The organism is Streptomyces sp. NPDC047043, assembly GCF_040644055.1.
Lineage (GTDB): Bacteria > Actinomycetota > Actinomycetes > Streptomycetales > Streptomycetaceae > Streptomyces.
Genome location: NZ_JBEYVO010000060.1, coordinates 12469 through 34788, shown reverse-complemented (window position 1 = coordinate 34788; position 22320 = coordinate 12469). Strand labels below are relative to the sequence as shown.

16 protein-coding genes are annotated in these 22320 nt (G+C 71.4%); 9 read left to right on the top strand and 7 right to left on the bottom strand.

The window, feature by feature from the left end; all coding sequences use genetic code 11:
* The 5 genes from ABZ880_RS52180 to ABZ880_RS52160 all read left to right on the top strand — a co-directional run.
* The coding region (locus tag ABZ880_RS52180) for an SDR family oxidoreductase (RefSeq protein ID WP_361278537.1) at positions 1-393 on the top strand (393 nt) is incomplete at its 5' end.
* Between the two features lie 80 nt (positions 394-473).
* The gene (locus ABZ880_RS52175; protein WP_361278535.1) at positions 474-1502 is read left to right on the top strand and encodes an aldo/keto reductase; all 1029 of its coding nucleotides are present in this window, start codon (positions 474-476) and stop codon (positions 1500-1502) included.
* 239 nt (positions 1503-1741) lie between these two features.
* Positions 1742-3088, top strand: coding sequence for an MFS transporter (locus ABZ880_RS52170; RefSeq protein WP_361278533.1), 1347 nt, complete (start codon positions 1742-1744; stop codon positions 3086-3088).
* A 174-nt stretch (positions 3089-3262) separates the two neighbouring features.
* On the top strand, positions 3263-4798 hold the full coding sequence (locus tag ABZ880_RS52165; RefSeq protein ID WP_361278531.1) for a hypothetical protein: 1536 nt from the start codon (positions 3263-3265) through the stop codon (positions 4796-4798).
* Positions 4799-4947: 149 nt separating this feature from the next.
* Positions 4948-7932: a SpoIIE family protein phosphatase gene (locus tag ABZ880_RS52160; RefSeq protein WP_361278528.1), complete on the top strand. Its 2985-nt coding sequence runs from the start codon at positions 4948-4950 to the stop codon at positions 7930-7932.
* A gap of 243 nt (positions 7933-8175) precedes the next feature.
* Here the strand turns inward: ABZ880_RS52160 and ABZ880_RS52155 are convergent, their stop codons facing one another.
* On the bottom strand, positions 8176-8502 hold the full coding sequence (locus ABZ880_RS52155; protein WP_361278526.1) for a hypothetical protein: 327 nt from the start codon (positions 8500-8502) through the stop codon (positions 8176-8178).
* Between the two features lie 272 nt (positions 8503-8774).
* On the opposite strand from ABZ880_RS52155, the gene ABZ880_RS52150 reads away from it, so the two are divergent.
* The 3 genes from ABZ880_RS52150 (at position 8775) to ABZ880_RS52140 (ending at position 13398) form a co-directional block, all read left to right on the top strand.
* Positions 8775-9545 carry an SDR family oxidoreductase gene (locus tag ABZ880_RS52150; RefSeq protein WP_361278524.1) on the top strand — a complete coding sequence of 257 codons (771 nt, stop codon included), beginning with the start codon at positions 8775-8777 and terminating at the stop codon, positions 9543-9545.
* Positions 9546-9634: 89 nt separating this feature from the next.
* The gene (locus ABZ880_RS52145; RefSeq protein WP_361278521.1) at positions 9635-11068 is read left to right on the top strand and encodes an MFS transporter; all 1434 of its coding nucleotides are present in this window, start codon (positions 9635-9637) and stop codon (positions 11066-11068) included.
* Positions 11069-11148: 80 nt separating this feature from the next.
* A complete protein-coding gene (locus ABZ880_RS52140) occupies positions 11149-13398 on the top strand; it encodes a glycoside hydrolase family 3 C-terminal domain-containing protein (protein ID WP_361278519.1) in 2250 nt (749 codons plus the stop codon).
* A gap of 97 nt (positions 13399-13495) precedes the next feature.
* Here the strand turns inward: ABZ880_RS52140 and ABZ880_RS52135 are convergent, their stop codons facing one another.
* Complete coding sequence (locus tag ABZ880_RS52135) at positions 13496-14509, bottom strand: AsnC family transcriptional regulator (protein ID WP_361278516.1); 1014 nt, start codon at positions 14507-14509, stop codon at positions 13496-13498.
* Between the two features lie 109 nt (positions 14510-14618).
* On the opposite strand from ABZ880_RS52135, the gene ABZ880_RS52130 reads away from it, so the two are divergent.
* Positions 14619-16109: an MFS transporter gene (locus tag ABZ880_RS52130; RefSeq protein WP_361278514.1), complete on the top strand. Its 1491-nt coding sequence runs from the start codon at positions 14619-14621 to the stop codon at positions 16107-16109.
* Between the two features lie 116 nt (positions 16110-16225).
* Here the strand turns inward: ABZ880_RS52130 and ABZ880_RS52125 are convergent, their stop codons facing one another.
* The 5 genes from ABZ880_RS52125 to ABZ880_RS52105 are packed head-to-tail and all read right to left on the bottom strand — an operon-like array spanning position 16226 to position 22265.
* Complete coding sequence (locus ABZ880_RS52125) at positions 16226-17164, bottom strand: SDR family NAD(P)-dependent oxidoreductase (RefSeq protein WP_361278512.1); 939 nt, start codon at positions 17162-17164, stop codon at positions 16226-16228.
* Positions 17161-18192 (bottom strand): NADP-dependent oxidoreductase, encoded by a 1032-nt coding sequence (locus ABZ880_RS52120; RefSeq protein ID WP_361278510.1) that lies wholly within the window; start codon positions 18190-18192, stop codon positions 17161-17163. Before ABZ880_RS52120 ends, ABZ880_RS52125 begins: the two co-directional genes overlap by 4 nt.
* A 37-nt stretch (positions 18193-18229) precedes the next feature.
* Entirely contained in the window at positions 18230-19375 is a 1146-nt protein-coding gene (locus tag ABZ880_RS52115) for an acyl-CoA dehydrogenase family protein (protein ID WP_361278508.1), read from the bottom strand.
* 6 nt (positions 19376-19381) lie between these two features.
* Positions 19382-20944 (bottom strand): AMP-binding protein, encoded by a 1563-nt coding sequence (locus ABZ880_RS52110; RefSeq protein ID WP_361278505.1) that lies wholly within the window; start codon positions 20942-20944, stop codon positions 19382-19384.
* Complete coding sequence (locus ABZ880_RS52105; RefSeq protein ID WP_361278502.1) at positions 20931-22265, bottom strand: acyl-CoA dehydrogenase family protein; 1335 nt, start codon at positions 22263-22265, stop codon at positions 20931-20933. The genes ABZ880_RS52110 and ABZ880_RS52105 overlap by 14 nt, the downstream gene beginning before the upstream one ends.
* Positions 22266-22320: the final 55 nt, after the last annotated feature.

Below are 22320 nucleotides of genomic sequence, written 5' to 3'. Positions count from 1 at the left end.
CTGACCCGGGCGGTCGGGGCGGCGATGGTGGCCCGGGGCCGGGGCAAGGTCGTCTTCACCGCCTCGCTGCTCAGCTACCAGGGCGGGATCACCGTGCCCGGCTACACCGCCGCCAAGCACGGCATCGCCGGGCTGACCAAGGCACTGGCCAACGAGTGGGCCCCGCACGGCGTCAACGTCAACGCGATCGCGCCGGGCTACATCGCCACCGACAACACCCAGGCCCTGCGCGCCGACCCGGCTCGCAGCGGGGCGATCCTGGACCGGATCCCGGCCGGCCGCTGGGGCAGCGCCGACGACCTCGCCGGCGCCACCGTCTTCCTCGCCTCCGACGCCGCCGCCTACGTCCACGGCACCATCCTGCCCGTCGACGGCGGATGGCTCGGCCGATGAAGGTCACCCCGAGCGCACTCGAAACGTAGCGGTCTCCACCGGCGGTCCTCGTGCCGTCGGACAACGATGGGCAGCACAACTTGACGCACTTCCGGGAGCACGCTCTGCTCCTCAGACACATCGCCGACACCGGCCTCGCGGTCAGCGAACTCGGCTTCGGCGCCTCCGCCATCGGCAACCTCTACCGCGTCACCCCCGACGAAGACGCGGCCGCCGCCGTGGACGCGGCCTGGGAGGCCGGCATCCGCTACTTCGACACCGCGCCCCACTACGGCCTCGGCCTCTCCGAACACCGCCTGGGCCAGGCCCTGCGCCACCGCCCCCGGGGCGCCTACGTCATCTCGTCCAAGGTCGGCCGTCTGCTGGTACCCAACGAGAATCCCCGAGGCGTCGACAGCGAGGGTTTCGTCGTCCGCGACGACCTGCGCCGGCAATGGGACTTCAGCCGCGACGGCGTCCTGCGCTCCATCGAGGCCACCCTCCGGCGCACCGGCCTCGACCGCCTCGACATCGTCTACCTCCACGACCCCGACGACCACTGGCGGCAGGCCGCCGAGGAAGCCATGCCCACGCTCGCAGACCTGCGCGGACAGGGCGTGATCAACGCCATCGGTGTCGGCATGAACCAGTCGGCCATGCTCGCGCGCTTCCTGCGCGAGACCGCAGCCGACGTCGTCATGCTCGCCGGCCGCTACACCCTCCTCGACCAGTCCGCCCTCGACGACGTCCTGCCCGCCGCACACGAACACGGCAAGAGCGTCGTCGCGGTCGGCGTCTTCAACTCCGGACTCCTCGCCCGGGACCGCCCCGCCGAGGGCATGAAGTTCGACTACCAGGACGCCCCGCGGAGCCTGGTCGACCGAGCCCTCGCCATCGCCGCGGTCTGCGAGCAGTACGGCACCACCCTTCCCGCAGCCGCCATCGCCTTCCCGCACACCCACCCCAGCGTCGTCAACGTCACCCTGGGTATGCGAAACCGGGAACAGGTGGCACGAAACACGGGACTGCACCATCGGCCCGTTCCGGACGGTCTGTGGGACGGCCTCCGCAGGCGCGGGCTGATCAGGTCCGACGTCCCCGTCGCAGGCGCCGGTCGGGGCCCTGCCTGACGTCGGCCTCCCCGGGCCAGGAGTGCTTCCTCCCTGCCTACCCACCGGCCGCGCCGGGGCGATCGTCTTCCGTCCGTCGGTAACAGTTGTTGAACGCACCGGGCGCCGTGTCCGTACTGAGTGCTGTCCCTGGCGCACACCGTCACCGTGACCGGTGTCACCCGGGACGGCATGTTCGAGAATGCGGTCACCATGCGGCAGCCACATGTCCCATGCCGGGCAGAGCGGGGAGGCGGCACATGACACACGCTGACAGACAGGGCATGGCCATCGGACGCGGCGTGTCACTGCTGTGTGCCCTCCTGGTCCTGGTGCAGAGCTATGACCTGATCGTCTACAGCACCTTGCTGGACCCGTTGCTCGACGAGCCGGGATGGCACCTCGACGCGGCGACCGCCGGCGCCGTCGGCAGCACCGTCTATGTCGGCGTGCTGTCCGGCGGGATGCTCTCCGGAGCGCTGGTCGACCGGTTCGGCCTGCGCCCGGTGGTTCTCGTCCAGGTCTGCTGGTCCGGCGTGTGGACCGCGGCCTGTGCGCTGGCCGAAGGCCCACTGCAGCTTGCCGCGTTCCGCGGACTGGCGGGGCTGGGGCTGGGCGCCGTCATGCCCTGCGTGCTCACCGCGTGCCGACAGTCCATGCCGCCGGGGCGGGCCAGGCGAGCCACCGGACTGTCCATGGCGGCGATGCCCGTCGGCGGGGTCGGCGCCATGATGCTCGCTCCTGTCGTGCTGCCCGGGTACGGCTGGCGGGCCGTGTTTCTGGTCGGTTCCGCGCTGGGCGCCCTGGGCCTCGCGATCGCCGTTCGGCGGCTTCCGGAATCCGTACCGGCCCTTCAGTGGGCGGACCGTGCGGCCCGCCCGGAGATGCGGCGGGTGGCGAGCGGAGCACTGTTACGGCGAGCTCTCGCGGCGGGTCTGCTGGGCGCGCTGGCCGCAGCCGTCAATCTGCTCACCTGGCGCGTCCTGGACGGTGGGGCGGGCGCGACGGCCGTCGGCCCGCTTCGGGCTCTTTCCCCGGACCTCCGGTTCAACCTGGCGCTGAACGCCGGTGCGTTCGTGGGGGTCTGCGTGGTCGCCGCGGTCGGGCTGCGGCGGAGTTCGAGCCGGCGGACCCTGTGGGGATGCGCCGTCGGGGGGCTCGGGTTCGTACTACTGATGCCGGGGACGTGGGGTGTGGCGGCCGGGGCGCTCGTGATGCTGCTCGCCCCCGTGGGGCCAGGTCTGCCGGGCGCCCTGAACCTTGCCAACACCTGGGTCGCCGACACCTTCAACCGGTCCTTGGGCTCGGCCGAGGGACCGCCGGGGCCGACCACGGGCCGACGCGGCGGGTCGTCCCCCGCGGGGCGGCGCCATGCCGGGCACCGGGCGACACCGCCCGTCCCGGTCCCGACCGCCGATGCGCCGGTACCGGAGCCTCCTCCGGGCGTTCCGGCAGCCTGGGCGCCACCCCCGGCCCCTGGTCCGGTGGCAGCCGCCCTCACGGAAGACGCCATGAAGGCCCGCCTCCGCGAGGGGTACCCGGGACCACTCCCGCGACGTGTGAGTTTCGACGACACCACGGCGGGCCGACACCGCCGACGCGGGTGAGCCGACGCCCCCCGTGGTACCGGCCGCGGGCCGGTTGCGGCAAGCGGGCCGTCTGTCGAGCGGTGCGGCGGCCGTCCACCGGATGTCGGTGAGGGCCGTCCAGGGACGGCTGCCGTGCTCGCGTTCGCCCGTCGCGGTGTGACCATGGCCGGTGTTGAGGTGATTCACCTGACCATGAGGATTCGTCGCCCCCGTACCCGTGACCACCACAGGCGTCCCGACGCCGGTGACGACTACGCGGTGAGCAAGGTGCCCTTCGCCGCCGAGCGCCCGGGACGTGACTTCCCCGTGCTGGCGACGGGGGCGGTGACGTCCGTCTTCGTCTTCGCCCTCGGCGGCTCGATGGCGACCTCGTACGGCATCGCCACCACCGTCATCGCGGCGGTCTTCGGTTTCGTCGTGGGCACCGTCTCCTGCTCCGTCGTCGCCTGGCACGGTTCGGGGACGAGCATGGGCGTCGACGCCATGTCGCGAGGTGCCGGGTTCGGCTTTTTCGGCTCCGCCGTCAGCCTGCTCGCCTACGCGCTCACGTGGATCGCCTACGCGGCCTTCGAGTGCTCCTTCATCGCCACCGCCGTGCACGCCCGGTGGTCCGCGCCGCCACTCTGGGTGCTGTACGTCGTCAGCGCACTGGTGGTGGTCCCGCTCACCTGGTACGGCGTGTCGCAGATCGCCTGGCTGCAGTGGGCGACGGTTCCGCTGTTCTTCATCGGCGTCGCGTACCTGCTGGTGAAGTCCCTCGGCGAACCCGTCGCCGGCACGGTGCCGACCGGGGTCACCCTTCCCGGGCTGGCCCAGGCGTCCGCGATCCCCCTGTCGATCGTGCCCGTCCTCAGCCTGGCGCTCGGCGACTACGGCCGGTTCGTCAGGCGCCGTGACCGCCGATGGGCGGCGCCCGCCGGAGCCGCGCTGATGATGGCGCTGTGGGTGCTGGAGGTCGTCGTCGGAGCGCTGATCACCGCTCGCACAGGTTCGGTGAACCCTGGGAAGTACAGCGTCGAGCTCATGGGCGTCACCGGCCTGCTCTGGGTGATCGTCACCCAGCTGAAGGTCCAGTTCGTCAACTACTACGGCTCCTCGGTGGCCCTCACCGACTTCTCGGCGCGGCTGCTGCGACTGCCTTGGGGGCGGCGCGCGTTCCTGCTGCTCACGGGGCTCGGGGCCTTCCTCGTCTCGCTCTTCGACGTGATCGGCAACCTGGGCTACGTCGCCGGGCTGATGGGAGTTCCGCTCACCGCCTGGCTGAGCCTGCTGCTCACCGACTTCTTCGCGCGCCGGGGCGGCCGCGAGCGCCTGGGAACCACTTGGACGGAGCATCGCCGTGCCCACCGGATCCCCGTGGGCTGGCCCGAGGTCATCGCCATGGTGGCGGTGAGTGCCGTGGGCATCGCCCTGGTGACCGTTCACGTCCCCGGCTCGTACGCCACCCTCGTGGCGCTGCTTCTCGCCTGGTTCCTGCCCCCGCCCCTGGCTTGGGCGCTGCGCCGGACCGGTTGGTTCCGGTCGACCGTGCTCGCGACGAGCCCGGGTGCGGGCTGGCGCGACGAGCCGGGGAGCAGCGACGAGGACTCCGATGCACAGTGGAACAAGGTGGTCTGCGTCACCTGCGGGAAGGACACATTCCGTTGTGACGCCGTCCAGATCCACCCGTCCGGGAGGGCCCGTTGTTTCGCGTGCGATGAGGCGCGCGTCCACCCGCGGGGGCAGTGACACCCGCCCGTATCCGCCCCCTTATTCCGCAAGTGGTCACTCACCGCAAACACTGAGATCGTATAGTGATTCGTATGGGCTGGTATCCCTGAAGACGCGGGGACGGATGCATGCACGAGCTTGGTTTTCCGCGAGGCCCCGAGGACACCATGGAACCGTCCGGGACCGGTCGGCTACGCATGCTCGCCTCTCTGGAAGAGGCCCAGAGCGAGGCGGACGTTCTACGGCTGGCCCTGCACCAGGCTATAGCCTATCTCGGCGGGCTCGGCGGGCTCGTACACCTGCGCGGCCCCGGAGGCAGCCGTCGGCTGCGGCTGACGACAGCTGCCGGACTGCCCCCCGCCATCTCCCGGCTGTGGGATGACATCGCCTGGGACGAGGCACTCGCCCCGGCTGTCGCCGCGCAGCGTGATACCGCGGTGTGGCAGCCGGCCGACGAGGTTCCGAGCGGCTACGTGCCCCCGGCCGGGACGGGAGTGGTGGCCGTCCCGCTGCCCGGCCCCGACCTGCCGCTCGGTGTGCTCTCGGTCGTGACCGTACTGCCCGGCCCTCCACCCCCCGCCCACTGCGCCTTCCTGACAGCCCTCACCCGGTGGCTCTCCGAGGTGCTGCGGCGCCCCCCGGCCGCAGAGCAGGAGGCGCGCCCCATCTGGTGGCAGGGCGAGTCGCCCACCGCCCCCGGCCTCCACCAGGCGGCGTTCAACGCGGTGCGCGTCGGCACCTGGGACTGGGACATCCGCACGGGCGAGGTCGTCTGGGACGAGGTCATGCTGCGGGTGCTGGGAATCGAGCCGGGCTCCTTCGACGGGCGGGTCGAAAGCTGGGTGGCCCTGGTCCACCCAGAGGACCTGCCGTGGGTACTGGCGGGAACCGATCAGGCCGTCCACGACCGGGGCGAATACGGCTCCGAGTACCGGGTGTGCCGCCCGGACGGCACGACCGGCTGGGTGGAGGCCAGAGGCCGGGTCGTGGTCGGCGAGGACGGAGAACCCGCCCGCATGATGGGCACGCTGTGGGACATCACCGAGACCCGCCTGGCCATGGACGCGGCCGGACGCGCCCTGCGACACATGAGCGACGGCTTCCTCGCGGTCGATGCCGAGTGGCGGATCTCGTTCGTCAACGTCAGGGCGGAACAGTTGCTCGGCTCCTCCCATCGCATCGTCGGGCAGGTGCTGTGGGACATCGACGAGGCCCGCGGGTCCAACATCGAGCAACGCTGCCGGAGCGCCGCGGCACGGCGGGCACCGGTCGGCTTCGAGGTCCGATGGCCGGGCGACGGGTGCTGGTACCACGTACGTCTGGTACCGGTCCCCGACGGCCAGACCCTCTACTTCACCGATGTCACCGAAAGACGGCAACGGGATACCGAGCGCGCCGCCGAGCAGCGTGCGACAGCAGAGCGGGCGGCCCGCGTCGAGGAACTGACCCGAGCCCTCTCCAGGGCGATCACCGTGGACGAGGTCGTCTCCGCCGTGGCGGAACGGGTTCTGCCGCCCTTCGGCGCCACAGGTCTGCTGATGATGTCCGTCGAGGGAGATCAACTGCACCTGGTCGGTGCGTTCGGCTTCCCGGAGGCGTTCCGCTCCCGTCTCGTCGAGGTCATGACCACCGGCGGCTCGGCCAGCCGGGAGGTGCTGCGCACGGGTGTCCCCCAGTACTTCACCTCGGTGTCCGAGTATGCCGACGCCCACCCGCGGACAGCCGATCTGCCCGGCCTGGCGCAGATGAGCGCCGGGGCGGTACTCCCGCTCATCGTCTCCGGACATGCCATCGGCTGTTGCGTCCTCTCCTTCGACACGCCCCGCGCCTTCGGCAAGGAGGAGCGCACCCTGCTGGGCGCACTCGGCGGCCTCATCGCCCAGGCCCTGGAACGGGCCCGCCTGTACGACGCCGAGCACGCCCGCGCCCAGGCACTGCAACGCGGTCTGCTGCCCCGTACGCTGCCGTCGGTGCCCGCGCTCACGGCCGCGGCCCGCTACCTGCCGGCCGCCGACGAGGGCATACAGGTCGGAGGCGACTGGTACGACCTGATTCCGCTGTCGTCCGACCGGGTGGCCCTCGTCATCGGCGACGTGATGGGCCACGGAGTGTCCGAGGCGGCGACGATGGGACGGCTGCGTACGGCCGTGCACACCCTCGCCGGGCTCGAACTGCCGCCGGACGAACTGCTGGCCACCCTCAACGACCTGGTCAGTGGCTTCGGCGACGACTTCTACGCCACCTGCCTGTACGCCGTGTACGACCCCGCCGAGGGGATCTGCACGATGGCCAGCGCCGGGCACCCGCCGCCGGCCGTCGTCGACCCCACCGGGACGATCTCCTTCCCGGACCTTCCCGCCAACCCCCCGCTGGGAGCGGGCACACCGCCGTTCGAGACCGCCGAGTTCCGGCTGTCCGAGGGCAGCTTGATCGTGGCCTACACCGACGGCCTCATCGAATCCTCCCTCCGCGACATCGACACCGGCATGGACCTGCTTGCCGAGGCGATCGGCCGGCATCTCTCCACAGCGTCTGCCCCTCGCCCGAACGGCGGGCTCGAACCGGTGCGACCGGAGCGGGCGGAACAGACGAAGCAGACCGACCAGGCGAATGATGAGGCCGAGGCTGAACGGCTGCTTCGGCTGTGCGACTCCCTGACCTCCACTCTCATTCCCTCTCACGGCCGTGCCGACGACGACGCGGCCGTCCTCGTGGCCCGGACCCGTGTTCTCGCGGACCGGGACATCGCGTCGTGGACACTGCCCGAAGACCCTGTGGCAGCGGGCGAGGCACGCGCCCACGTCCGACGGCAACTGGCCGAATGGCTTCTCGACGATCTCGTCATGACCACGGAGATCGTCGTCAGCGAACTCGTCGGCAACGTCATCCGGCATGCGCGTGGCCCCATACGCCTGCGACTGCTGCGCAGCCGGACGCTGATCTGCGAGGTTTCGGACGGGAGCCTCACCACTCCCCGCATCCGGCATGCCGCCGACACCGACGAGGGCGGCCGCGGCCTTCAGCTGGTCTCGGCGCTCTGCCAGCGCTGGGGAACGCGCTACAGCTCTGACGGCAAGTCGATCTGGACGGAACAGCCCCTGCTGACGGAGTCGCGCACGCTCGGCGAGCCGGCCCTCCTCGACGTGCTCTGAGCCGCGTGGCGTCAAGTCCGTTTCCGGTAGCGGCCTCGTTCGGGCTGGGTGGGAAACCTGGGAGGGTGAGGTGGTCGTGCCCCGCGACATGGTGCAGGGGATCACGCGCTCCGCGTTCCGGTTCGAGGCTCGTGGCGTGTGCCGTCGAGGCAGCTGTCCGCGAAGCGTCCCGATGAAGCCGGGTGGGCGCCCGAGCCGGCGGGGCCACCGGCTCCGACCTGCGGATTCCGGCGCCTCGATCCATTACACCACCTGGCGGGACACCACCGGTGAGCGGCTGAGGGTGAGGTGGGCGGTCGCTTCGCCGACCGGCATGCCGAGGAGTTCGTGCAGCTGACGGGCCCCTGAGTGCCCGGGCCGTGCTGGTCGAAGGCGTTTGGCGACGGTCTGGCAGGCGGTGCTCGTCTCGAGCGGCTCCGGCTCCACGGTTCGGGTCCTCCCCGGTGCGACCTCAGAGACGGCCTTTCCGGCGGTGACCGGTTCCGCGAGTCGGTACTCGGTCTCGCGTACGGGCGGCGTCGTCGTCCAGGACAGCCGCGGGCATGCCGCGCTCACCCTGAATCGATCCACGAGAAGTGACTCCGAAAACTTTCCGGCCCAAACCCTAGCCACGAAAACCGAACACGGCTAGGTTTCTGGCGTGTGAACTTCCGGTTCGCACCGGTCCGCTGGGCCCGGCATCCCGCAAGGGGCCGCCGGGCCCAGCGGAGCATCCCGACCCCGACGCCATCCTGGCCTTGCGCCTGCCTTCCCGCCCGGCCCCGGTCGACGGGACGGCGCACCCGCTTCCCCGACGAAGCGGCGCGGGCCAACCTCTCGCCGCGAGAACACAAGGGACACCCATGCAACGACTGACCGACCGCCGCATCCTCGTCACGGGCGCCGCCTCGGGCATCGGCCGCGCCACCACACTCCGGCTCCTGGCCGAGGGCGCCCGGGTCACCGGGACCGACATCGCCGCGGACGGCCTCGCGGAGACCGCGAAGCTCGCGGACGAGGCCGGCGCCGCGGAGCGGCTGAGCACCGCCGTACTCGACGTGTCCGACGAGACGGCCGTGGGGACGGTCGTGGCCGAGGCCATCACCGCGCTGGGCGGGCTCGACGCCCTGGTCAACGTGGCCGGCATGCTGCGCGGGGCCCACACCCACACCTGTTCCCTCGACCTGTGGAACCAGGTCATCGGGGTGAACCTCACCGGCACCTTCCTGGTCACCCGCGCCGCCCTGCCCGCCCTGCTGGAGACCGGCAAGGGCGTGGTGGTCAACTTCAGCTCCACCTCCGCCCAGTTCGCCCACCCGATGATGGCCGCCTACTCCGCGAGCAAGGGCGGCATCCTCTCCTTCACCCACAGCATTGCCCAGGAATACGGCAAGCAGGGGCTGCGCGCGGTCAACGTCAACCCCGGCAGCATCTCCTCCGGCATCACGGAGAACATCTTCTCTCTCATGCCCGAAGACACCGACTGGAACCTCCTCGCCAAGCTCACCCCCGCCATCGGTGAGGGTTTCGGCTCCCCCGACGCCGTCGCCGGGGTCGTCGCCATGGTCGTCTCCGACGACGGCGCCTTCCTCACCGGCACCGAGATCCGCATCGACGGCGGAACCCACCAGTAACCCGGTACGGGCACCCCGGCATCCGGTGCCCGTTTCGCCCCCTTCCCCCACACGTGTACCCTCACGTGTCCGTACGGCCGGAGGCCAAGATGACACAGCACGCCGCCGGGCCTCCCGCCATCGAGGACGGCCTGAAGGGTCCTCAGGACGGACTCCCGCCGGTCAGCCGCCGGTTCGTCACCCTGTACGTGATCGCCTATCTGGGCGTCTACGTCGCCGTGATGACCCCACTGCTGGTGTCGCTGGCGATGCGACTGGAGACCATCGACCCGGACGGCAAGACCGGCAGCCTGGGGCTGGTGGTGGGCGTGGGAACCCTGGTCGGCATGGTGTCCGGGCTGGTCTTCGGGGTGCTCAGCGACAACACCGCGTCCCGGCTGGGGCGCCGCAAGCCCTGGATGCTCGCCGGGATGCCGGTCCTGCTCGCCGGAGCGGCCGTCACCGGCGCGGGCGCGTCGGTGCCCGTCCTGCTGGCCGGCTTCGTCGTCGGCCAGATCGGGCTCAGCGCGCTCATGACTCCGCTGGTGGCGATGCTCCCCGACCAGGTGCCCGAGCAGCAGCGCGGCAAGGTCTCCGGCCTTCTCGGCTTCACCGCCCAGATCGCCGGGGTCGCCGGCTTCCAACTGGCCACACCGCTGCGGCATTCCGGGCTGCTGCTCTTCCTGGTCCCCGCGGTCATCGCCTGCCTGGCCCTGCTGCCCGTGGTCCTCTTCCTGCCCGATCCGCAGGTCCGGCGCGCGGACCGGGAACGGCAGGGGCTGATGGCCATGTTCCGCGACCTCACCTTCAACCCCCGGCGCCACCCCGACCTGGGCTGGACCTGGGGCGGCCGGTTCCTGATCCAGCTCAGCCTCATGTTCCTGTCGACGTACCAGCTCTACTTCCTCACCGACCATCTGCACTACGAGCTGAGCAAGGTGACGGGGCTGCTGGCGATCACCGGCGGCTTCGGCCTGCTGATGACCTCCGCGGGCGCCGTGGTGAGCGGCATCCTCTCGGACCGTCTGCGGCGCAGGAAACGGTTCATCTACCTCGCCGCGACCGCGTTCGCCGTCGGTTTCGTCGTGATCGCCTTCGCCTCTTCGTTCGCACAGGTGTTCGTCGGCTCGCAGATCATCCTGCTGGGAGCGGGCATGTTCGGCGCCGTGGACATCGCCCTCATCACCGACGTCATCCCCAACCGGGAGACGGAGGGCGCGAAGTACATGAGTGTCTTCGCCATCGCCGCCGCCCTGCCGCAGTCGGTCGCCCCGCTGCTCGCGCCGTTCATCCTCGCCGTGGGCGGCGGGGACAACTACCCGCTTCTCTTCCTGAGCGCGGCAGGGGTCGCGGTGGCCGGCGGGCTGACCGTGCGACCCATCCGGGGGGGTCCGCTGATCCGGAGACACCCTTCACCGGGCCTCCGCGACCGCGATCCCCGCACAAGTCCACCGCAGGCACCCCTCACAGCCACCCCCGAAGACGCGCCCCCTGGCACGCACCAAAACCGAGTCGTGTTCGGTTTTGTACTACGATCCACCTGAAAGCGCTCTCACGAGCCGTTCCGCTCACCGATCGCCGACGGGCGCCCGTCCGCCACCGACCATTCCGAGGAACTCGCACCATGTCCCAGAACCCCACCGAGCTCGATCTGGACCGGAAGACCGCGCTGCTCTCCGGGCTGAACATGTGGTCCAGCAAGCCCGACGAGGAGGCCGGATTCCCCGCGCTGGTGCTCAGCGACGGTCCGCACGGCGTTCGGCGCCAGAAGGGCGAGACCGACCACCTCGGAGTCCACCGCAGCGAGCCCGCCACCTGTTTCCCGCCCGGTGCCGCCCTCGGCTCCAGCTGGGACCCTGACCTCGTCCGCCGGGTCGGCGAGGCGCTGGCCGTCGAGGCCCGCGCGCTCGATGTGGATGTGCTCCTCGGCCCCGCGATCAACATCAAGCGCTCCCCGCTGTGCGGCCGCAACTTCGAGTATCTCTCCGAGGACCCGCTGATCAGCGGCGTACTCGGCGCGGGCCTGGTGGCGGGGATCCAGAGCGGGGGTATCGCCGCGTCGGTCAAGCACTTCGCGGCCAACAACCAGGAGACCGACCGGATGCGGGTCAGCTCCGATGTCGACGACCGCACCCTGCGCGAGATCTACTTCCCGGCCTTCGAGCGCATCGTGAAGCAGGCGCGTCCGGCCACCGTCATGTGCTCCTACAACAAGATCAACGGGGTCTACGCCGCCGAGAACCGCTGGCTGCTCACCCAGGTGCTGCGCGAGGAGTGGGGCTTCGACGGGCTGGTCGTCTCCGACTGGGGCGCCGTCGGCGACCGCGTCGCGGCGCTGGCGGCCGGGATGGACCTGGAGATGCCCGGCAACGGCGGCGTCACCGACGCCGAGGTCGCCGAGGCGGTGCGGTCGGGCCATATTGAGGAGTCCGTGGTCGACACGGCTCTGGCACGCCTGCGCGACCTCACCGGGCGTGTCCGGCCCGCGGGCGAGGTCGAGCCGGACCACGAGGCCCACCACCGGCTCGCCCGCGAGGTCGCCGGCGAGTGCCTGGTCCTGCTGAGGAACCGGGACGGCGTCCTGCCGCTCGCGCCGACCGGCCGTGTCGCCGTCGTCGGCGAGTTCGCGGAGCAGCTGCGCTACCAGGGGGGTGGCAGCTCCCATGTCAACGCCACCCATGTCGACAGCACCCTCGCCGAGCTGAGCGCCCTGCTGCCGGAGGCAGAGGTCGGCTTCGCCCGGGGCTACGACATCGCCGGGCAGGCGGACGCGGTGCGGCTGCGCGAGGAGGCCGTCGCGCTCGCGGCGGGGGCCGACACCGCGGTCCTGGTCATCGGACTGCGGGAGGAGGACGAGTCCGAGGGCTTCGACCGCGACCACATCCGGCTCCCCGAGGACCAGGTCGAGCTGGTGCGGGCCGTGGCCCGGGCGGCCCGCCGTACCGTCGTCGTGGTGCTCAACGGCGGTGTGGTGACCCTGGAGGGCTGGCACGACGAGGTGGACGCGATCGTGGAGGCTTGGCTGCCCGGACAGGCCGGCGGCGGAGCCGTCGCCGACGTGCTCACCGGCCGGGTCAACCCTTCCGGGCACCTCGCGGAGTCCATCCCGTTCCGGCTCAACGACACCCCCGCCTACCTGAACTTCCCCGGTGAGCAGGGGCACGTCCGCTACGGCGAGGGCGTGATGGTCGGCTACCGCTACTACGAGACCGCCGACGTCGCCATCCGCTACCCCTTCGGCCACGGCCTCAGCTACACGACCTTCGAACAGAGCGGCTTCCAGGTCACCGCGACCGGCGAGGACAGCGCCAGGGCCACGGTCACCGTCACCAACACCGGCGACCGCTTCGGCAAGCACGTGGTGCAGGTCTACGTCAGCGCGCCGCAGCGACCGGTCAGCAGCCCCGCCCGTGAGCTGCGGGGCTTCGCCAAGGTGGCGCTGGAGCCCGGCGAGAGCAAGGTCGTCGAGATCGACCTCGACCGCCGTGCGTTCGCCTTCTGGGACATCACCCGCGACGACTGGACCGTGGCCGCTGGACGGTACGAGGTCCAGCTCGGCGAGAACGCCCACGACGTAATCGCCGTACAGCCGCTGGACCTCGTGGGCGACCTGCTGGTGGCGCCCCTGACCCTGGACTCCACGGTCGGCGAGTGGTTCGGCCACACGACGGTCGGCCCGGTGCTCACCGAGGCCATGATGGCGGGGCTGTCCGAGGAGCAGGCCGCTGCCGCCGCGGACAGCCAGGACGCGATGCGCATGGTCGAGTCCATGCCGATGCGACAGTTCCTCGGCTTCCTGCCGACGCCGATCCCGGCGGAGTTCCTCGACCAGCTGATGACGATGAGCCGCTCCTCCGAGCCGGTGGCTTCGTAGTCGGCGGGCCGGCAAGGGGCCGGCCCCGCTCATGTCCGGCGGCCGCGGCGGGACGGCACTCAGGTGCCCGCCCCGCCGCGGCCGCCCTGTCGTTCAGCTACGGCGTCCGGCGCGGCGGCGTCTGGTAGGTGAGCTGCTTGACCTGCCGTAGGAACGGTGTCGCCTCCACGTGCTGCACGCCTTCCAGGTGCCCGAGCGGGCCGCTGAGATAGTCGTACAGGCCGACGGTGCTCTTCGCGCGGACGGTGGCCATCAGGTTGGAGGGTCCCGCGGTGGCGGTGACGTGGGTGACCTCGGTGTGGTGGGCGAGCGCCTCGCCAACCGTGCGCAGCGCGGCCGGGGCTGCCGTCACCCAGAGGACGGCGGAGACCGGGTGGCCGAGGACCGCGGAGTCGTACTCGACGTCGAAGTACAGGGCCCCCGAGGCCACCAGTGCGGCCAGCCGACGCTTGACGGCCGACTCGGAGCGGCCGGTGGCGCGCTGCAACTCGGCGTGGACGGCGCGTCCGTCCCGTTCGAGGACGGCGACCAGGGGTTCGTCCTCGGGCGCGATACCCGCCGGGCCCGGCTCCCGCACCGGCTCGGGCCGCAGAGCGGCGATCTGCTCCTCGGACAGCGCCCCGAACTTCCGCAGCCAGCCGCTCGGACCGCCGTAGAAGCGGAAGAGGAGCTGGTGGGCGCGGATCTCGACGATGCTGGGGGTGCGGGGCAACTTGCCCAGCAGCAGGTCGTCGCGGTCCCAGGGGTTGCGCGGCAGGGTCCCGCAGATCACCTCGGTGCCGCCCGAGGCGAGCGCGATCCAGCCGGTGTCGGGGCGTTGGGCCAGCGCGTCCGCGATGGTCAGCGCGGTGTCGGGGACGCAGCGCAGTCGGAGCATCCACTGGTCCAGGCCGAGGCGTTCGGGGTCGCGGACGGCGACCACCCGCAGCCCCGCCTCGGCGCACAGTCTGCGGTAACGACGGGCGACGGTCTGGTCGGAGACGCCGAGCGCCGCGCCGATCCGTTTGAAGGACGCCCGCCCGTTCACCTCCAGTGCCGAGAGGATCAGCAGGTCGAGGTCGTCGGACCCCGACGGGTCGCTTCGAGGGGCATTGCTTTTCGTCGTCTGCACTGAGTCTCCTGTCGCGTTTCACCGGTCAGCGGCCTGTTTCCGCTTCGCCCGGCCGCGCGAGGGCCATCGTACGGAGCCGTACCTGATCAATGCGCAAGGAGTTGAGGACATGCGTAAATGGGGGCCGCTCACGGCGATCTGCCTGAGCACGTTCATGTTGTTGCTGGACGTGACGATCGTGGTGGTGGCGCTGCCGGACATGGCGCACTCACTGGACGCCTCGTTGAGCGATCTGCAGTGGGTCGTCGACGGATACGCCCTGGCGCTGGCAGCGCTGCTGCTGGGTGCCGGCGCCGCCGCCGACATCGTCGGGCGCCGCCGGGTGCATGTGGCGGGCGTGGTGCTGTTCGCGCTCGCCTCACTGCTGTGCGGTGTCTCGTCCGGGCCCGGCATGCTGGTGGCCGCGCGGGTGCTGCAGGGGCTGGGCGCGGCGGCGATGTTCGCGACCACCCTGCCGCTGATCGGCTCTGTCTACCAGGGGCGGGAGCGCGGCGCCGCGCTCGGTGTGTGGGGCGCGGTCAGCGGTGTGGCCGCGGCCGTGGGACCGCTGCTCGGCGGTGTGCTGACCGAGGGCCCGGGCTGGCGGTGGATCTTCTTCGTGAACGTGCCGGTGAGCGTCGTCACGGTGTGGCTGTCGCTGAAGGTGGTGCCGGAGTCCCGGGGAACGCGGGGGATGCGGATCGACTGGGCGGGCATGGCGACGTTCGCGGTGTTCGCGGGAGGGATGACGTACGCGATGGTCCGGGCCGGGGAGCACGGCTGGACCTCCACCGGGACCCTGACCGCGTTCGGTCTCGCCGCCGCGGCGCTGGTGGCGTTCGTGCTCGTCGAACGCAAGGTGGCGCACCCGCTGCTGGACCTGCGGCTGCTGAGCAAGCCGGCGTTCGTCGGTGTGCTGATCGGCGCGCTCGCCTTCGACGGTGTGGCGTTCGGGGTGATCGCCTACGAGTCGATCTGGATGCAGACCCTGCTGGGCATGGACCCGGTGGACGGCGGTCTCGCGCTGCTGCCGCTGCCGGCCGCGGCCATGGTCGTCGCGATGACGGTCGGCGCGCTGTCCCACAAGATGGCCGCGCGATGGACCATGGGAGCGGGCCTGCTGCTGCTCGCCGCCGGATCCTTCGCGCAGGCCTTCCTCGACGCGGGATCCGGCTGGGCGTCCCTGATGCTGGGGCTGGTCCTGGTGGGCGTGGGTACCGGACTCCTCTCCCCCACCATCTCCGGTGCGGCGCTCGCCGCGGTTCCCGCGGAGCGGTCGGGCATGGCGGGCGGTGTGGTGAACACCCTCCGGCAGCTGGGGTACGCGCTCATGGTCGCCGTCTACGGCACCGTGCTGACCTCGCGTATGGGTGACACCCTGCCGCACGACGCGGCGCACACCCTGGCGGGCGGCGGCGCGGCCTTCCTGCGGCAGGCGTTCCCCGAGCACGTCCTGCGGTCGGCGTTCGCCTCGGGGCTCAACTCGGCTCTGGTGACCGCCGGTTCGGCCGGCCTCGTCGCGGCCCTGGTGGTCCTCGCCCTGGTCCGAGCCCCCCGCAGGAGGGCCGGTGCGGGCGGGGACACGGCTCCGGCGGAGCATGCGCAGGTCACGGCCCACTGACCGCGGCACGTCCCGCCCGGAGCCTTCACGGCTTCGAGCGGGACTCCGTGCGCCCGCCGTCTCCTCCGGCAGCGATCCCGGTCGCGGGAGGGGTGGCGGGCGCCGCCGCCGTCACGTCAGGAGCCTCGCGTCGGGGCCCGGACCGTGGGCGCCTCACCGGTGTCCTGGGCCTGCTGCCCGTCGGCCCGGGGGCGCCGCCCGAACGCCGCGTCGTACGGGCCGCGTTCGCGCACCTTGGCCGCCGTGAGGGCGTCCAGTTCAGGGGCCATCCGGCGCAACGGCCGGTCCATCAGCGAGCGGATCACACCGCGCAGGACGTACTGGGTCCGCAGCGACCCCGGGACGAAGATCCGCGCCGCCCGGCGGTCGACACCCCGCGCCAGGATGCCGGCGGCCGTCTCGACGGGGATGGTGCGCCCGGCGGCTCCCGGAAGCCGACGGCGCATCAGCTCCAGGTCGGGGTGGTCCCGGTCGCCCTGACGCACCATCGGCGTGTCGACGAACATCAGGTAGGCCACGCCGACGTCGACGCCCAGGTGCGCGATCTCGGTGCGCAGCGTGTCGAGGAGTGCTTCGAGGCCCGCCTTGCTCGCGCCGTAGAAGGACTCGCCGGGCGGAGCCATCAGGGCCGCCGCCGAGGCGACCCCCAGCAGGTAGCCCCGGCTCGCCTCCAAATGCGGCAGGCACGCGTGCAGGAAGCGCCAGTTGCCGGTGACGTTGACGGCGAGTTGTCTCGCCAGGGCGTCCGGGTCCAGATGGCGGGCGGCGCCAGCGGAACCGATGCCGGCGTTGGAGACGGCGACGTCGATGCCGCCGAAGCGCTCGACGACCGCCCGCACGGCCGCCGCGACGGAGTCGGCGTCGGTGATGTCGCAGGCGACCGCCAGCGCGCCGCCGCCGATCTCCGCCGCCGCCCGTCCGGCCGCCGGTCCGTCGACGTCGAGCAGCGCGACCCGGTGCGTACGGCTCAGCCGGCGGACGAGTTCGAGTCCGATGCCGCTCGCCGCGCCGGTGACCACGGCCACCGGAGGGGCGTTCCGACCGGTGGCGCTCACTCGGGGTCCGCCACCTTCAGCAGCAGCTTGCCGGGCTGTTTGCCGCTGAACATCGTCGGCAGCAGGGCGGGCGCGTGCTCGAAGCCCTCCACGATCTCCTCCGCCACGTGCAGGCGGCCCTCCCGCACCCACGCGCCGAGTTGGGCGGCGCCCTCGGCGAGACGGTCGGCGTAGAAGAAGAGCAGGATCCCTCGCACCGTGAGCTGGTGGGTGCAGATGCGCATGTAGTTGGTGGGGCCCTGCAGCTTGACGTCGGTGTAGCCGGAGGACATGGCCCCGCAGATCAGCACGCGTCCCCGGGGTGCCATGTGCAGCAGCAGGGTGTCGAGCATGTCTCCGCCGACGTTGTCGAAGTAGGCGTCGACGCCGTCCGGGCACAACTCCCGCAGGCGTTCGTCGAGTTTGTCGTTCTTGTAGTCGATCGCGTCGTCGTAGCCGGCCTGTTCGACGATCCACCGGCACTTCTCCGGGCCGCCCGCGATGCCGATCACCTTCTTGGCGCCCAGCGCCTTGGCGATCTGTCCGGCGAGGGAACCGGTGGCTCCCGTGGCGGCGGAGACCACCACCGTGTCGCCGGGTTTCACGCCGAGGCCGTCGGCGACGCCGAAGTACGCCGTCAGACCGCCGACACCGAACACCCCGAGGTTCCAGGACAGCGGGTGGTCGGCGCGGGGCAGCGCGCGCAGCGGCATCGGGCCGTCACCGCGGACGAGGGCGTAGTCCTGCCAGCTCATGAAGCCCTCCACCAGGTCGCCCGGCCGGTAGGCGGGGTCGCGGGAGTCGACGACCTGGCCGATGCCCATGGTGCGCATCGGTTCGCCGACCTGGATCGGCTCCATGTAGCCGCCGTCGTCGGTGAGCCAGATGCGCTGGCTGGCGTCGTAGCCGAAGTACAGGCTGCGGACGAGGACGTCGCCCTCGCCGGGTGTCGGTACGTCGCCCTCGTGGTAGCGGAAGTCGTCGGTGGTGACGGCGCCGACAGGGCGGCGGGCCAGCAGCCACTGGCGGTTGACGGTGCTTGCGGACATGCGGGAGCCCTCCATCGGTCGGACGTTCGGGGATGTGTTAGAGGCCCAGGTCACGGCCGATGACTTCCTTCATGATCTCGTTGGACCCGGCCCAGATCTTGGTCACGCGGGCGTCCCGCCAGGCGCGGGCGACGCGGTACTCGTTCATGTAGCCGTAGCCGCCGTGCAGTTGGACGCACTCGTCGAGTACGGCGTTCTGGACCTCGGCGGACCACCACTTGACCTTGGCGGCGTCCACGGCGCTCAACTCACCCCGCGTGTGGGCGAGCAGGCAGCTGTCGAGGTAGGCCTGGGCCGCCTCCACCCGGGTGACCAGCTCGGCGATCCTGAACTTGTTGTGCTGGAAGGATCCGATGGCCTGCCCGAACGCCTTGCGCTCACGGGTGTACTCGATGGTCTCGCGCAGGATGCGGGAGACATGGCCGATGGAGGTGACGGACGTGGACAGCCGTTCCTGCGGCAGGAGCCGCATCATCGAGGCGAAGCCCTGGCCCACCTCGCCGAGGCGGTTCGCGTCGGGTACACGGACGTCGGTGAAGAACAGTTCGGCGGTGTCCGCCTCCTCCTGGCCCACCTTGTCGAGCTTGCGCCCACGTTCGAAGCCGGGGGTGCCCGCCTCCACCACGAAGAGCGTGATGCCCTTGGCGCGCTCGCCGGGGCCGGTGCGGGCAGCGAGGACGACCAGGTCGGCCTGGTGGCCGTTGGTGATGAACGTCTTGGAGCCGTTGATCACCCAATGGTCGCCGTCGCGGACCGCGGTGGTGCGCAGCGCGGCGAGGTCGGAGCCGCCGGAGGGTTCGGTCATGCCGATGGCGGTGATGAGGTCGCCGGAGGCGACGCCGGGCAGCCAGCGGTGCTTCTGTTCCTCGGTGCCGAGTTCGACGAGATAGGGCGGGCAGGTGTCGGTGTGCAGGGCGAAGTTGGCGCCGACGCCGAAGCTGAAGCCGGCGAGTTCCTCGTCGGCGACGGCGTTGAAGCGGAAGTCGCCGGCACCGGAGCCGCCGTACTCCTCGGGCACGGAGAGGCCGAGGATGCCGAGTTCGCCGGCCTCCCGCCAGATGTCCCGGGCGATGGACTTCCGCTCCAGCATCTCCTCGTGGCGGGGTGCCAGGGTGCGTTCGGCGAACGTCCGGACCACCTCGCGGAAGCTCTCATGGTCCTTGTCGAAGACGGTGCGTTTCACGGGGTCTCAGATCCTTCGCTCGTGGTCGCGCCAGAACGGTGCGCGGACGTCCTTCTTGAGGACCTTGCCGTTGGGGCTGCGCGGGAGTTCGGTGACGAACTCGACCCGTTTGGGCGTCCTGATGCCGCCGAGCCGGGGGCGGCAGTACGCGATGAGGTCCGCCTCGGTCAGCTCCTCGCCCTCGTTGAGTTCGACCACGGCGGTGACGGCCTCGCCCCAGTCCGGGTGCGGTGCCCCGACGACGGCGCAGTCCTGGACGGCCGGGTGCCGCCAGATGATCTGCTCGACCTCGCTCGGGTAGACGTTGAAGCCACCCGAGATGATCATGTCCTTCTTGCGGTCGGTGATGTGCAGGAAGCCCTCGTGGTCGAGGTGGCCGATGTCGCCGGTGTGCAGCCAGCCGTCGACGATGGTCTCGGCGGTCCTGACCGGGTCCTTGTAGTAGCCCTTCATGACGAGGTCGCCCCGCACACAGATCTCGCCCGGTTCGCCCGTGGGCAGGATCCGTCCGTCGCCGTCGAGGATCTCCACGCGGACGAGCGGGGCCGGGCGACCGGCCGCCGACAGCCGTGCGTCGTCGGCGATCCGGCCGTCGGTGAAGTGCTCCTCGGGGCGCAGGAAGGCGATTCCGGAGGGCGCCTCCGTCTGGCCGTATCCCTGGAACAGCACGGGGCCGAAGACCTCGATCGCGCGGCGCAGCTTCTCCGTCGACATGGGCGCGGAGCCGTACATCAGGTACTTCAGCGAGGAGAGGTCCCGCTGTTCGATGCCGGGGATCTCCAGCAGGCGGTAGATCACGGTGGGCGGCAGAAACAGCTCGGTCACGCGGTGCCGTTCGATGAGGTCCAGGAGCTTCAGCGGGTCGGGGCGGGACATCACGACGACCGTGCCGCCGCGCGCCGCGCAGGGCAGGGTGAGCAGGCCGGCGGTGTGGGTCATCGGGGCGGCGGCGAGGTTCACCACGGGTTCGTCCGCCGGGTAGGAGGCGGCCAGCATCTGGTGGACGACGCTGACGCCGAGGCCCCGGTGGGTGTTCATGACGCCTTTCGGGGCGCCGGTGGTGCCGCCGGTCGGCATGATGCCCGCGACCGCGTCGGGGTCGGGTGTGTGGCCGGGGAGTCCGGCGGGCGCGTCCGCGATGAAAGCCTCCAGCGTCGTGACGGCCCCCGAGTCCGTGGACTCGCCGAGGGACACCACCGTGCGCAGTCCGGCCAGGTCGGGGCGGAGTTTCTCGACGAGCGGCACGAACTGCTCGTGACAGAACAGCACTTCGCAGTCGAAGCCCGACAGCAGGCGCCGTATCTCCTCGGGCGGGTTGGCCGGGTTGACCGGCACCCAGGCCAGTCCCGCCCGCCACATCCCGAGCACGCAGGCCCAGGCGACGGGGTCGTTCGCGGCGAGTACCGCGCCCTTCGTCTCGCGTGGAACGCCGGAGTTCGCAAGGGCGTTGGCGATACGGCAGGACAGCTCGCCGATCTCGCGGTAGGTGAAGGTCCGGTCGTCCGCGACGAAGGCGACGGCCTCGGGGGCGGACCGCCAGCCGCGGTCGAAGAAGTCAGTGATCGCCACGGCCGTCTCCTCGCTGTCGGGCTGCACCGAGCCGGCCGTCCTGGTGCAGGAGGCTCGCAAGATGGCCGAACTTCATGGTCAGCAGATGGTTCTCGCCGTCCTCGACGCGTGCGGCGCGCGCGTCGCGGAACAGCTTCTCGGCGGGATACTCCCGGGTGAGGCCGTTGCCGCCCATGAGCTGCAGCGCCTCGTCGGCGACCTCGAACGCCAGGTCGGTGCAGAAGGCCTTGGACTGGGCGGTGTAGTACGGGTGCCTGGCCGACGAGAGGGCCGTGTACTCGGTCGCACGGCGGGACACCGCCCGCATGGCCTCCACCTGGCTGCCCATACGGCCCAGCCGGTACTGGACCAGCTGGTGCTCGGCCAGCAGCGCACCGCCCTGACGGCGCTCGTGGGTGTAGGCGAGCGCCGTCTCGAAGGCGGCCCGGGCCAGCCCTGTCATCAGCTGCCCCATGGCGACACCGGCCGAGGACCAGGTCGCCGCGTGGCCGTGCCAGTAGGCGTCCTCGGCGGACAGGGCGTGGCGCAACGGCACCTTGACGTCGTCGAAGAAGATCTCGCCCTGGGGCAGGGCGCGTTTGCCGAGCTTCTCCAGTGGCTTTCCGCGACTGACACCCGGCAGGTCCAGAGGGACGATCACCTCGATGCCCCTCGGGTGACCGTCCTCGTCGTAGAAGCCCTCGCCGTAGTCGGCCGCGATGGAGGCGAGGCCGACCTGGGCCACCGGACCGTTGGACACCCAGGCCGAGCTCTGGCCGTTGACGACGATGTCACCGCCCCGGACCCGGGCGGTCAGGTTGCCCTTGTTGCCGTGGGGGGCGCTCGGGTGCCGCTCCTCGGGGTACAGGCTCAGTCCGTCCGAGCCCCGGTCGGGCTGGGTGCCGATCCAGCAGCCGAGGCGGCCCGCGCACAGGTCGGCGAGTTCGGGGGTTCCGGCCCGCCGGGCCATCAGCGCCGGGAAACCGCCGACGCCGAGCGATACCGCCAACCCCGCGTCGCCCCAGCCGAGTTCCTCGACGGCGACGGCCGCCATACGGGCCAGCAGCGCCGGCGGGGCGTCGTCCCCGGCCTCCGGTCCGTCGCTCAGGCCGGACTTGGCGGCGACGAGGTGTACCTCCCAGAACGGCGAGTCGGGGGCAATGACCTCCTCGGCCGTCATCCGGTCCAGGGCGCGCCCGGCCGGACGCAGGACCTCCGCGGCGAAGGCGTGCACCGCCTGCTGCAGCGCGCGCTCCTCGTCGGTCAACTCCGGCTCGAAGCCGCTGAGTTCGGTGTACGGCAGCCCGGGGCGGACGTCGGGCCCGCCGCTGCGCGCGGTCATCGGACACCCCCTGCGATCACCGTCGGCAGGGCATGCTCCTCGCCCAACAACACCG